Origin of the sequence: Mycobacterium intermedium (genome assembly GCF_002086275.1) — a bacterium.
GTDB classification, from domain to species: domain Bacteria; phylum Actinomycetota; class Actinomycetes; order Mycobacteriales; family Mycobacteriaceae; genus Mycobacterium; species Mycobacterium intermedium.
This window is the reverse complement of sequence record NZ_MVHT01000052.1, coordinates 1-13,920: the sequence shown is the minus strand read 5'-3', so window position 1 is coordinate 13,920 and position 13,920 is coordinate 1. Positions and strand designations below refer to the sequence as shown.

6 protein-coding genes are annotated in these 13,920 nt (G+C 61.6%); 3 read left to right on the top strand and 3 right to left on the bottom strand.

Annotation, left to right across the window (positions count from 1 at the left end; all coding sequences use genetic code 11):
• Nucleotides 1–61 precede the first annotated feature (61 nt).
• The gene (locus tag BST27_RS18170; protein ID WP_069422066.1) at nt 62–526 is read right to left on the bottom strand and encodes an acyl-CoA thioesterase; all 465 of its coding nucleotides are present in this window, start codon (nt 524–526) and stop codon (nt 62–64) included.
• 940 nt (nt 527–1,466) lie between these two features.
• On the opposite strand from BST27_RS18170, the gene BST27_RS18165 reads away from it, so the two are divergent.
• Entirely contained in the window at nt 1,467–2,855 is a 1,389-nt protein-coding gene (locus BST27_RS18165) for a PfaD family polyunsaturated fatty acid/polyketide biosynthesis protein (RefSeq protein ID WP_197518201.1), read from the top strand.
• A 55-nt stretch (nt 2,856–2,910) separates the two neighbouring features.
• On the opposite strand, the gene BST27_RS18160 is transcribed toward BST27_RS18165, so the two are convergent.
• Nucleotides 2,911–10,194: a beta-ketoacyl synthase N-terminal-like domain-containing protein gene (locus BST27_RS18160; protein WP_069422064.1), complete on the bottom strand. Its 7,284-nt coding sequence runs from the start codon at nt 10,192–10,194 to the stop codon at nt 2,911–2,913.
• A gap of 23 nt (nt 10,195–10,217) precedes the next feature.
• The gene (locus BST27_RS18155) at nt 10,218–13,136 is read right to left on the bottom strand and encodes an SDR family oxidoreductase (RefSeq protein ID WP_069422063.1); all 2,919 of its coding nucleotides are present in this window, start codon (nt 13,134–13,136) and stop codon (nt 10,218–10,220) included.
• A gap of 79 nt (nt 13,137–13,215) precedes the next feature.
• Between BST27_RS18155 and BST27_RS32485 the strand changes: the two genes are divergently transcribed.
• A complete protein-coding gene (locus tag BST27_RS32485; RefSeq protein WP_069422062.1) occupies nt 13,216–13,548 on the top strand; it encodes a hypothetical protein in 333 nt (110 codons plus the stop codon).
• Nucleotides 13,549–13,707: 159 nt separating this feature from the next.
• Nucleotides 13,708–13,920: hypothetical protein (locus BST27_RS33180; protein WP_211285312.1), on the top strand; the 213-nt coding region annotated here is incomplete at its 3' end.

Below are 13,920 nucleotides of genomic sequence, written 5' to 3'. Positions count from 1 at the left end.
ACGGCACCCGCTGGTTGGACACTGCAGTGACGCAATACCGTTGACGGACCACGTCCGACGTCTACACCGCAGCGGCGAGTTGCTTTACCCCGAAGGCAGCAAGGATTCCATCACCCCACGGCGCCGACCGCTGCGTTGCCAGATTGACTTTGGTAGCTGTGCGGTACCCACGTGCGTGCTCGCCATCTTCGCTGCGTACCACGAATTCGTGAGTGGCAGTGCTGCGGCTGACGCGAGCCAACCAGAACTCCAACTCGACTTCCCCCACCCGGCGAATAGGGGAACCGAAAGTCAACTTCATTTCTCGAATGACGACGTTCATGTCCTCGTGGCCAATCGGAAAGCCCATCTTCGTAATACCCCTGATAATTCCGCGTTCGACCAGCGGGTAATAACGTCCGGCGTAGAGCATCCCAAACGCGTCCAGATCGTCGAAATGCACAGGGCATTTTTCGATGATTTTTAGTGGGCTTTTGCTGTGGTACCCGTTCTCCACAATGTGTCCTTTCTCGATCTTGCGGGACATGCAGCCTCGCTGATGAAGGCTGAATAACAACGCATTCCTATCCTTGGCGCGAATTATTCATGAGCCACGCTGCGTGATTCGATAGTTAGTGGTTCGCGTGAAGGTCGCGTCGCCACGACCTCGACGATCTGGCCATTGGGTGGCGGAAAGCCGCGGACGCACCCAACGTACGGCTGGGACAGGGCTGAGGTTGATCGATACGTTGAATCCAAGGAAGCCACGCTCCCCCTGCGCAGCCCTTCTTCGACACGACTGGCGAGGCGCGCGAGGTCCGCCGGCGCGCCCTCCGCGATAAAGACGGTCGGCCCTTTTCCGGCAATCCGTTCACGCATGATGAAACAGTGACGCACTAGATATTTGTTGTCAAGACTTTGTATGATCCAAATTACGGAATTGACCGAATGTGTTTGCCAGTGGCCGTCAGTGAAACACGAAGTTAAGACATCTGAGACGCAGGGTCATTGACCGGCAATCATGTTGTTCATACCGTATGGGGTTGATTGATGATGATCGGCAGAGTTCGGCTGTGCATGCCTGTGCGCAATTCCCCAACAGCGCCTTTCAGGATTGGATGCCTCAGATTGGCGACTATTTCCGACCGATTACATGAGAGAGCCAAGTCCGAGCCGCGTGAGCCCTACCTACTCGACTGATGGTTTGACGGGAAACAGCGATGAATCAACCGCGCACCGCCGCATTAGGACCTAGCGCTCAGGCGGGCGCCAGCCCGGCATCCGGGGGTTGGCGCCCAGGCGCAGCGCCGGCTGCGTTCGCACCAGATGACATCGCGCATCTCCTCCAATACGTGCGTCATCCGCTTCACGTCGTCCGCGAGGAAGCTACGGGGCAGCTCGGCCTCGCCATGGGCGGTGAGTCGGTGGCCGACGGCTCGTCCGGTGTATCCCTAGTGGGGACGCTCCCCCCAATTTATCCAGAGTGGTTGGGCGACCGTGATTTTTGCGATGCCCACGGGCTTCGCTTTCCCTATGTCACCGGGGCTATGGCGAATGGCATTGCGACACCAGCACTTGTTGTCGCAATGGCAGAGGCCGGCATGCTGGGCTTCTTCGGCGCGGGGGGTCTTTCGTATTCCGATGTGGAGCGGGGGCTGGACGCCATTCAGACCAGACTGGCCGGACGGACCGGACCTGCATGGGGCGCGAACCTGATCCACTCACCAAACGAGGTTGCACTCGAAGCGCGGGTTGCTGAGTTGTTCATTGCGCGCGGCGTCCCTGTCGTCGAGGCATCAGCATTCATGAGGCTCACGCCCGCGGTCGTTCACTACGCACTCTCGGGACTGTCGACGGATCCGGCCGGCAACATCATTCGTAAGAACCAAGTGATGGCGAAGATATCGCGCCCCGAAGTCGCCAGTCTGTTCATGAAGCCGGCTCCGGCGGAGATGGTTTCGGCGCTCGAGGCGGCCGGCAAGCTGACCGCGCGTGAAGCCGAGCTTTCCCGATACGTGCCCGTGGCAGAGGACATCACGGTTGAGGCCGACAGCGGCGGACACACCGACAACCGTCCGCTGCCCGCACTTTTCTCGGAAATCGCGTTGCTGCGAGACGTACTCGAACAGCAGCACCGCCTGAACCGCCGGGTGCGGGTAGGCGCGGCCGGCGGTCTCGGTACACCGCAGGCGGTGGCCAGCGCGTTCGCGATGGGAGCTGCGTACGTGTTGACCGGATCGGTGAATCAATCGTGCGTGGAGTCAGGGCTTTCGGTAGAGGCTCGCGAGATGCTCACCAAGGCCGGAGTGGCGGACGTGATGATGGCGCCGGCTTCCGACATGTTCGAGATGGGCGTTAACTTGCAGGTCCTCAAGCGTGGCACCATGTTCGGCCCGCGCGCGAGGAAGCTCTATGAATGGTATGCCGCCTATCCGAGCCTGACGGCACTGAGCGATAAACAACGCAAGGAGCTGGACAAAATCCTCGGCACCACCGTCGACGAGGTCTGGGCGGAAACACAGCGGTACTGGCAACAGCGCGATCCGTCGGTTCTCGAGCTCGCGGCCCGAGACCCGAAGTATCAGATGGCGTTGGTGTTCCGTTGGTACCTAGGGCGATCCAGTCGGTGGGCCATCAACGGCGAACCAGGTCGTGTCCTGGACTACCAAATCTGGTGCGGTCCATCCATGGGAGCCTTCAACAGCTGGGTCGCCGGTAGCTATCTGGAGCAGTGCGAGCACCGTGAGGCCGTCCAAGTAGCCCTAAATCTGCTTGAAGGTGCCGCCCGAATCAGCCGCGCCCAGCAGGCCCGCAATTGCGGCGTGCCCGTGCCAACGACTGCTTTCCGCTACATTCCGCGCCCACTCTCGCTTTAACACCTCACGTACTGCTACCGAACCGCCATGAGCCGAGCCCCTTTGTGGGCTCCGGTCATGCGGAAGCGAAGTGACCCTGGGTTGAGCAAACTCCCGGCCAGTTACCTGCGCTGAGGGTGGTGCGCCAATCCACCGGAAGGGCATCTAATGCGTCGTTGATATAAACCCAAATAGACTCAAGCGGGGACGCGCCGCCGGCAGCTAGCGCAATCCGGCTCTCTGCGAGGTAATTTGGCTGATTTGCCGTGTTACTGAATGGGGCAAGGTCGTTGATGGCGTCGAGGACACGGCGTCGACGGTGAGCGTATGGCATCCCGCGCAACTCGTCAGGCAGGATCGGCCGACCGAAAACGTAGTCCTGGGCGGCATGGCGATAAGGCACTTCAAGTTTGTAACCCACCGGTTGCTCCGGCAACCCCCCTGCGAAGTACACCGGAACGATTGGCATGGACACGTCTATCGCCGCGTCCAAGAGGGTGGAGGTTATTCTCTCGACACGCTGACCGGAGCGAACATGTCGGGTTCCGTCGGCATGCACCATCGTTGAAACCGCGTGGTTGACAGCGTCGCGTTTGATTTCTTCCACCACATCGAAGAACTGCCGTGGCTGTCGCTGGTCGAAGTACCGGACTGTCCTGAGCTCGGTCCCCGTTACAGCGTGCACGAGCCGCAACAGCGCTCCGATCCAACGGGTTTCATGCTTGGCATGTGCTACCGTCACCACCTTGGTACCGGTCACCCATGAGGCTATTGCTGTGCCCAAGACCGACTCGATCTGCACCTGGTGGTTGCCCAACAGCAAAACGGGGCGACCACGGAGCGCCGTCATCCCAGCTGGATCCGTGACGATGACGTGTCGGACGTAGCGCAACAGCAGGGCCCAATGGAGCAGATCCGCGAAATCGCCCTGCTGCGTGCCCAGCGTGTCGTTCGACCAGCTGAGCACAGGTTCCCAGTCAGTCTGCAACGACGCGCTCGCACGGCACCCGCCCAGCTGTGTTTTCTCGACCTCGACACGGACTTGTTCTAATGGCAGGGAGGGACAGCTCACCTGCCCGTCGACGATCTGAACCTGTGACGGATGAATGGCGTTATGGGCAGCATCCGCAACTGCTTCCTTGATCGCGATGTCAGCGATCAACGAATCCCTCTGACTGTCAGTGTGATACACCGCGTTTAGCGTGTCTTTGAACCAACCCAGCGTCGCTAAACCGGCAGCATCGAGCGTGACCACTCCGTGCGCCAACCGTTCGCTCAATGACATCCTGGGCACCGCTCGCCGCTCGCCAAGAAATGCACGTAGCTCGGGACCACTGCGCCCGGCCAGAGAGCCCAAAGGCAGCAAGATTTCGGCGAGGCGAATTTGCGCCCAAGCAGTGCCTGCGACGCTGAGCCACAGGTCTATAACCGGCATGCGGCAGTCGGCGTCGTCAAATCCGACGAATCGGGCTTCCACATCTACCGTCCCCGCGACGGGAACATCACTGTAGAAGCGCGCCCAGACCACACGACGCGGAAACCCTGCATCAGGGTCCTTGACCTCTCGATAGGACTCGACATCCGCCTGGTCGGTGGCCCAAACACTCATTGCGGTATGGGGAACGATGTGCAGCGCTCCGTCGAGAAGCCCCGGCTGCACCTGCCCCACAGGAACTGCGCACCGATCGACCGCGAGTGTCCCGGATGAGCCGTTGCGGCCAATCCGAGCCCCGTCCATCAGCGATGCGAACGCGGGCCCGTGAAAGACCGTGCCGTCGTACGGGCTGGCGAAAGGCGTCGAGCCGTCCAGCGGAGCCGGTGGTGCCGGTGCACCTGTGTAGTGGTCTGCCGTCACGATAGTGGCGTGGGCGTGCGTCTCCCAGCGCGACAGCCCTGCGCGCGGCGCATCTCGCCATACCTCCAAGCGGGCTCTGAAGCTTCCCCTCTCGACCGGCTCGACTATCACCCGCAGCCGCTTTGGCGAGTCGACCGTGATCCAACGAACTAGCTCCACGTCGGCGATCTCGACTACTTTGGCGGCGCCGGCGGCCTGGCTGCCTGCCTGCGCGAACAGGTCTACCACCGACATCATTGGCAGACATGGGATTACGAATGTCGGACAGTGATCGGTGATCCATGTGTCGCGGGCGGGATCAATGGTCTTTTCGATCGTTACCGTGGCGGTCTCGGAGGTGGTGGCGGTCAGGCCGACGGCAAGCCGCGATTGACCCTCCTGCGCATTACTGGTGATGCGCATGGCGAGGTTGGTCGCACTGTAAATCCGCTTTCCATCAACCCACAAATAGGCATCGGCCACGGCCAGAATGCCGTTGTCGTCGCGCGCGATACGGGTGATCTCCAACTCCGACGTGATCTGCTTATTGGTGGGCACAACCTGACCGCGATACTTCCACGTGATCGCTTCACGCAGGGCCACCGGCTCAAAACGCGCTAACGGTCCGGCTTCCTTGCCAAGCCCGAGGTCGAGCATCGCGAACTGCAAGAGTTGGAGCAACATTTCGATGCCAAGCGATCCAGGTTGGACCGGATCTTGGTAGAAGTGGGCTTTGAAGAACCACGCTGCAGGGTCGATGTCCGTGACGGCACGCCACCGACCGAGTCCGGCGGTGCCGCCGGTTGGCCAACGGCCCGTCACCCGGTCGATCATCAGCAGCTCCGACTCGGCCAGCCGCGCTCCTGGACCAAAGAACTCCAGCGGACCGTCGTGCAAGTCGACAACCTGAGCGCTGCACGGAAGCTCCAGCAGGCGGCGTTGCTCGTCGGTAACCGGGAGCCCGACCTGCCGCTGCAGCGCTTCGCGGCCGAAGTACCCGAAAACGGTCTCGAAGGTGTAGACGAGTTCGGCTCCGGCGTGGATCTCGCCGCTGAAGCCTACGATGGTGACTCCGGTCGCCTTAGCGACCTTCTTCGTTTTGACCCTAGTCCGCAACGTCCCGGTCGAAGGTGTGATCAGCCGGTGCTGCTGCCCCGTCCCGTCGAGGTTGCGAAAGTAGACGTCATCAGCGTAGTCCAGTGGGCAGCCGATGTAGTTGGCAAGAAAGCCGCAGGGTTGCAGCGCGACCTCCATAAGGACCGCGTTCGGCATGGTTGCCGTCCCGTTCGCGCCGAAAAACCAGGCGTCGCTGGGCACGTCGTACTCGACGACCATTTCGGTGCCTGACTGCACAACACCGATGTCGCCGACCAACTCGGTGACTCGAGACACGAAGTGGTAAGGCGGCCCTGGCAGTCTGGGCATCCTTCGGTGTGTGTCGAACTTCTGATAGAGGGGGCCGAAAGCCTCGGATTGCTTGCCGATGGCGCTGGAGAGCAGCGCGCGGTAGTCAAACCGGAAGCCGTCCGCTTCGGCGACGGTGGATGTTTCGGTATGTCCCTCAAGCTCTTTTGCGCCGAGGTCCATCAGCCACCCTGGTGAGAGTCTGAGCCCCATACGACGGCAGTGGAAGGCCGGAAGTCCGTCGACGGTGCATAGCAGATCGGCGAAGAGGGTGGGCTCCGGTCCGGCGATGACCTCCCGCACGAACACTTCGTAGACCAACTCTCGGGACTGCGGCGTGACCTGGCCGCGGCACCGCATCTTATAGGTCTCGTACGGCACGGGTTCAAAGCGCCAGCCGTCGAACTCTATGCTCATCCCGAGAGCCATCATGTATATGGCCATTGTCTGTAGCGTCGCCTCGAACATGAGCGTGCCGGGCATGCATGGATCGTTCTTGAAATGACCTGTGAAGTACCAGTCTTCGGGAGCCACCTGCGAAACGGCCCGCAGATAACCTCGGCCCCAAGGACCGCCCGCGAAATCCAGGTTGGTCACGGCGTCGAGCAACAGCATGTCGCCGCCCGCAATGCACGGCGTGCGGGTGTGGCTTGCCGCGCGCTCAAAGCCGTGTCCGAATGTCTGCCAAACCTTGCCTGCGGCCAACGCCTCAAGGTCGGCTCGATCCAACGAGGTGCGCGATGTTCTTGACGGCGTCGAATCCATGGGGCCGCTGACAGTCTCATCCTCGGGGCGCCAGAGAATCCCACGCGATGCCGCCAACTCCTCATCGGAGAAGAATCCGGCCTGGCCGTTACGCAAGAGCATCCGCTCGACTCCGTTGACCGTGCAGTCGTAGTGGAAGAAGAACATGCGAATGTCGCCCTGACGCGCATGGCCGTCCACGTGGATGTCGAATCGGAGAGTGTCACCGATCTCTGGTAAGCCACCGAGGAAGGTCACTTCGAAGCCCAACAGGCGATACACCCGATCGCCTTTGTTGGCGAAATCAATTCCCATCCAGGAGATCAGCATAAGATCGGCTTGGCCGCTTTCGATCATGATTCCAGCCGGCATGCGGCCCTGATGGCGCCACCATCCGTCGGCGGTAACGTCGGTTTCGGTCCACAAGACTCCGGTATCGAGCTTGCCGGGTTCCGCATCGATGCCCAGCACGCGATCTGCGAGCAGCATTGGAGGCGCCGGCATCCGAACCTGTCGATGGTAGTCGTCTTGGACCTTGAACTTCGGGCCGAAGACATCGGAGATTCTGCCCGATGCGTGCACCAGCAGGCCGTCTTTGCCCAGTGTCAGACCTACCGGCGCGCGCTTGGCCGTCGGTTCTGGCAGGTCGTCCGCGGCGGCCCGGCATGGCTGGATCGACTCCCCCGCCCCGCCAGCCATTTCCTCGTCAGCTCTGTTCTTAGCCAATGCCTTCTGAAGCGGCGGCAGAGCCTCCGGCGAGTCAGTCACATCATGCGAGCGCACATCATCCCCGGGCACTACCGTCAGGGTGTCGACCGGGGTCACAGCGATCAGCGCCGCGCCCAGCGGCACCCGTCGCTCTGCCTCTTGGGCTTTGGGCAGGGGCGGCGGGACTGGGAGGCGTGTTGTCATCGGCTCCTCCAATTGCTGGGTGGGCGCGGGTAATTGAACATTGGGCAGGTGGGCGAGGAACTGCTGCCAGGAGGGTGTCCCGGCTCGGGATCGGGGCGGGGCGAATAGGCCAGCGCGAGCATCGATTTCCCGACGGTCGGCAGGTGGTGGCACAAGTACGATTTGTTCGTTCTGGCCACCGAGCGCGCGGAGCGCGACGACAACCATCCGCTGTTGAGATGTCCACGGCGCGCCATCCGGCCGAACGTTCAGGAGCCCGTATAGCACCCCCGCCGCGACGTGAAGCAATCCCGACGCTGCGTGGGAATGCCCAAGCAGGGCCGAAAGGTTCGATGCGCCAGGCGCGGTGCCCAAGTGGACACAATCGCCATGTGGTTCATGGTCTGCCGGGAGGGTGGCAAGAATGCGATCGCCGTCGCGACGTGCGTCTGCGGCACGTTTGACCACCATTACGACGGCCGCATCGCCCGGTATCTGCTGGTCCGTCCCGAGCAGCACACGTGCGGCCTCTTCATGTATCGGTTCGCAGCTGAGATCCACCGCACCGACAACCGCAGCGTCGACTTCACCCCGTTGCAATGCACGTGCGGCCATCTTGAGAGCTGTGATGCCGGACAGTTCTTCCCTGTACACCGTGAAACTCGGCCCAGCTAGGTCGAACTGGCTATTCAGGCGGTTGGCCACGATGTTAGGTATCGCACCGACCACACTGGCAGCGGTACCAGGTGGTGCCACATTGTCGCGGGCGAGTGCCAACTGCTGGGGGTCGTCGATCTCGGCAGCCAACCGCACTCGAATCTCGGATCGTGTCGCCGAGGTATCGCAACCCATCCCGACGACGACGCTCGTCCGTTCCGGAGGTAGCTCTCTGATCAGCTCGTCGATATCGAGAGCGGCGCTGAGCAGGGCAAGTTGTTGTGCCTGGGCCTGATTGAGATCGCACGGGGGGAAACTCGCTTGCCTAAGGTCGAGATGAATTTCGGCCATCCGCGCGCGGAGCATGCCATTGTCGTCGGTAACGATCGACCGACCAGACTTCAGATGTTCAGCGACCGACGCAGTGTTGTGCCCATCACCGACTAGCAGGCTGAGCCCCACGATCGCGATGTCATCGTCGATTTGAGGGCGGGCGATCGGCGAGCCTGAAAGGATGTTGCCCGTGCTGGCAGGCTCGACCCATTCTTCGAGGAGGAGGTGGGCGTTGTTGCCACCGAAACCGAAGTTGCTGATCGCGGCACGGCGCGGTCCATCACATGCCCAAGACTCGGCCTCGGTGAGCACACGGAACGGGGAATCTGCGATAAACGGCAGCGGATCCGTGACATGCAGCGTCGGCGGGCGGATACCGGCACGCATTGCCGCGAGTACTTTGATGATGCCCGCGGCTCCGCTTGCCGTGATGGTATGTCCCAGATTCGATTTGAGTGACCCGATGGGGATATCCGTCGTGCCGGCGAAGATGCTCGACATGCTCGTCAGTTCCGTGAGATCACCACGAGGGGTACCCGTGGCATGGCACTCTATGAACGAGATATCCTGCGGTTCAAGCTCGGCCATTGCATAAGCGAGCCGCATCGCCCGCTCTTGACCTTTCTGGAAGGGCACCAGCAGACCGCGGCCACGACCGTCGTTGCTAAGGCCTATTCCGCGAATCACGCCAAGTATGGGGTTGCCTTCGGCCACCGCGTCTTCTAACCTCCTGAGCGCCAGAATGGCCGCTCCTTCGGCAGGGACAACTCCATCGCCACTGCTGTCAAAGGGCCGTGATCGGCCGGAACGACTCAGCGCGTGTAGTGCGGTGAAGAATACGTGGATCAAAAGGTCGCTGGCGCCGTTGACGCCCCCCGCAAGCATGACGTCCGCGGTGCGGTCGTGAAGGCGATCGCATGCCAGCTTGATTGCATACAAGGAGGAAGCGCATCCGGCCTCGATAGCTGTCGCACCGCCAGTCAAGCCAAGTGCGTTGGCAAGAAGATGGGCTGGTTGCGCGGACATAAAACGATTGCGCCAGTCGATCTTGTATTCGGTCCCGCGCCAGAAGTTTTCAGCTAGGTCAACCAGCGTCCTCGTCGGGAAGGTCAGGTTGCCAAGGATCACCCCGGTGCAGCCCGGCGCTCCCCCGATGCGCCAACCGGCGCTTTCAAGAGCTTGTCGGCCGGCCTCGACGACCCACAGGAATAGCGGATCGAGCCCGTTGAACGAGTCCGGCCCGACGAGGAGTCCGTGAGCATCGAATATCTCGTCGAAGCCTCGTACATATCCGCCGCGGGCAGACCAAGTGTGGTCGAGGGTAGAGCCGTTCTTCCCGTCTTGTACGACCTTCGGCGCCGCGATGCGCCAATCGTCGGGCTGCGGTGGGCCGAGCACATCACGCCCCTCGATCACTGTCGTCCACAACTCGTCGGGGCTCAGGCCACCGGGCAGGACGCAGCCCTGGCCGACTATCGCAATCGGCTCAAACTTCACGATGACTCCACGACATCATTGATTTAACCGCCGTAGGGGTACATCTCGAGTCGTTTAAAGCTGGCAACCACGCGATTCTCCGAGTTCACCAGGTCGAGGTCACACACGGCTCGGTTGCCACTCGCGTCGCCGTTGGACAGTTCGCACCGCAGCGTGCCGGGCAGGGCGCCGGCCAGGTAGCGCATGAACTCACCTATCTTCATTGGCAACACGTGGCGGCCTATCCGGTGAAAGCTCCACACCAATGCCAGTTGGAGACAACCGTCTAGCGCCGCAGGATCGGTAGCCCAACCTTCGCCCTGCCAACCCACCGTGGTCAGCCCCGACAGGGATGCCGTAGCTGTCGAATCGCCACAGACCATGCTGTCCACGACCCGAAATGCCGGGCCGTGGAAGAGCAGGCCCGACCCGTAGTAGCTGTCATCGTCCAGCTGCTCACCGCTGACTGGTGGCATTGACAGGGTCGGTAGGTTAGGCAATTCGGAACCCATTTCGACCGCTGCGGAGTAGTAGCGCTTCGATCCTGAGCTGTCGAACAGGCCGCACGTCAGTCGATCCGGCCGATCCTGCGCGGGTACGCACCGCAGCAGCATCGAGTCCCCATGCTGCTCGAAATGGTGCAATGTCACGCCACGCAGCACTTGGAGGTCGACAACACGAACCATGCGCAGCCCCGGCTGGCAGGCCTCGCTCAGCCGCACCATCCACTCGAGAGCTTGCACGATCGGAAGAACGACGTTGCCCTGAATTCGATGATCGAGCAACTGACGCTGCCGTGTGACATGTGCCAGCACGCGTGCGGATCGCCCTTCGGCAGTTATCGGATGAGTTGGCAGCCCGGCAACTATGCCCTGTCCCAGGGTCACTTCGGGATTGTCGATCTCGCCATCCAGTACATCTGAGACAAATGCCCGTGCCCCGTCTGCAAGGGCGATCAAAGTAACACCACGCGATTCGAACAACGCCTTGAGATTCGGCGTGACCATGCCGGAATCCCATGGACCCCATCCCAATGCCCTGACAAGACAGGATGGCCCGCGACGAGCCTGCTCTGCCAACGCGACTTTGTTGAGTACTTCGTTGGCCATGGCGTAATCGCTTTGTCCGATATTTCCGGTACGCGCAGCGACAGACGAAAACAGGCAGATGAACTTCAGCGCATCGGTGGCAGTCGCGTCCAGCAACGCACCAAGACCGTCAACTTTTGTCCGGAAGACACGATCGAATCCGTCCAGCGTCTTTCGGTGCAAAGGCGCATCGGCCAACACACCAGCACCGTGGACCATACCTGTGATAGGCCCAAAATTGGCTCGCACGTCATCGAGAAGCGCATCGAGTTGGGGCACGTTACGTACATCAACCGCGGCATAGCGGACCCGGGAGCCGGCGGCGGTCAGGGCGGCTAGGGTCGCGCGCACCTCGCGATCGGCCAGGATACGCTGCACCTGTTGTTCCAATTGCCTTGGGGTGAGCTTAACCCCATGGGCCACAGCATCATTCAATACCGCCCGTTTCATTTCGGCTTCGGTGGTGACGCCCTGGACAATGGCTGGTTCGTCGTTGAGTTCGGTACGCCCTATCAAGACGAAACTGGCCTGAGTTTCCTTGGCTAGGGCGATCAACGAAGCTGCGGTCACACCCCGACCGCCACCCGACACGACGATCACGTCACTTCGGCCAACACGCCGCGTGCGGGTGCTCACCGGCCTTGGGTCTGCGACGACGGTAACCCGGCCGTAGGTGCCTCCCAGACCCACTTCCAGTTCAACGCCGCCGGCAAGTATCTCTTGAGCGATGTGTTCGGCTACGGCAATCGGAGATTGCTGCTCGAATGCGATGTCGATCGCCTTGACCTGAGCTTTGGGCCACTCTTGTGCGGCGGTCTTGGCGAGGGCGGCGATGCCGGCGACCCACGCGCGCGGACCCGGCTCGGTGAGCAATCCGAACGTGCCGCCTGTGTCCTGGACGGTGATGAAGACTCCGCCACGTTCCTGGTATGCGCCAGCAATGCGCAACGCGTCTGCAAAGACGGTCCGGTTGATGTTCAACGCATCTTCACGGGTTGCCGTCCGCTGCAGCCCCCCGAGGTGGATCACCGCCTCGGCGTTCGCGCTGGGTTGGGCCACCACTGTGGCTGCAACGCCTTGACCGCGCAACTTTGCCGCCAATGCATGGCCAATTTCTTCCGTAGCGTCCTGGGTCGCGACAATCTGAACTTCCGCGACGTCATGCAGGCCTGGCATCCCCATCCCGCTGGCCGGAGCAGCGACTGCGCGTACCACGTAGCGGGCGATCGCTGCTCCGGCTAACTCAAAAGGGAGGCGCTCACCGACCCGGATGTCGTTGGGAGTGGGCGGATGTGCTGGAACCGGTGGACTGCCTTTCGGAACCGTCACAGTCAACCCATGCAGGTAGTCGATGATTTCCTGCAACGTCACCAAGCCGCCCATCGTCGCGGTATCTACCTCCGGCAAACCGGGCATCCGCTCCTGCACCGCAGACAAAATCTCAACCCGCTTGATCGAATCGATGCCCAGGTCAGACTCCAACGCCATCGACAAATCCAACATCTCGACCGGATAGCCCGTCTTCTCCGACACCACAGCCAACATCTGCCCAACCAACTCCGCGTTGTCAGCCGACGGCGCGGCAGGCGCCGGGACAGGCATCGCCGACGCGCCATTAGTAGAGGCCGGAACCACCGGCGGTACAGGTGTTGCCGATGCGGTCAACCCATGCAGGTAGTCGATGATTTCCTGCAACGTCACCAAGCCGCCCATCGTCGCGGTATCTACCTCCGGCAAACCGGGCATCCGCTCCTGCACCGCAGACAAAATCTCAACCCGCTTGATCGAATCGATGCCCAGGTCAGACTCCAACGCCATCGACAAATCCAACATCTCGACCGGATAGCCCGTCTTCTCCGACACCACAGCCAACATCTGCCCAACCAACTCCGGACTGTCACACGATGGCGTCGCCACTGGCGGTGCAGGAGCAGCAACCTGCGGGGCAGGCGTCTTGGCCAGCGGCGCAAGCGAATCCTCAACGGCACGCGCAGCCGCCGGCGGAGCGGGCATCACCGCCGCCGGCGCGGGCATGACCGCTGGCGGCACGGGTGCGACGACCGGTGGCGGCGCAGGCATTACCGAAGCACCATTACTGGCAACCGGAACCACCGGCGGCACCGGTGTGCTGACCGGTGGCGCAGGCATTACCGATGCACCATTGCTGGCAATCGAAACCTTCTGCGGCACAGTAATTGTCGACCCCCCGTGGCCGTTGGTGCTGGGAACCGCGGCTGGAGATGAAGCTACCGCAGCCTGGGATAATCCACCTTGGACGAGTTCCTGAAGATGTCCGATGGCCTTCTGCAGGTTGGCTAACGCCGCGGCTATCTCGGTCACCACGCCCGCATCCAGGGTGAGCACACCCCGGGCAGGTTCAGTGGGTTCAACGGAGGCAGCAGGAAGGGTCGCCGTGGCAGACGGACGCGGGCTAGCAACATTGCCGTTGAGCGCAGCCGGATTTGATTTCGAATGCATCACCGGCGCGACGGTCCGGGTTACCGGAGGTGGCGTGGAGGCCGAAGATGCTATCCCGTTGACGTGGGCGACAGGTGCGATTGATTCCGATGACTTCACTATGGTGAACCACCCCGGGTTTGATGCACACCTTCTTTCGAGGGAAGGTTGTTCGCATCATGGCGAAGAGGTACGACGAGGA

Coding starts and splice junctions, on each gene's coding strand:
- BST27_RS18170 (WP_069422066.1), bottom strand. CDS start 526: ATGTCCCGCAAGATCGAGAAAGGACACATTGTGGAGAACGGGTACCAC.
- BST27_RS18155 (WP_069422063.1), bottom strand. CDS start 13,136: ATGTTGGCTGTGGTGTCGGAGAAGACGGGCTATCCGGTCGAGATGTTG.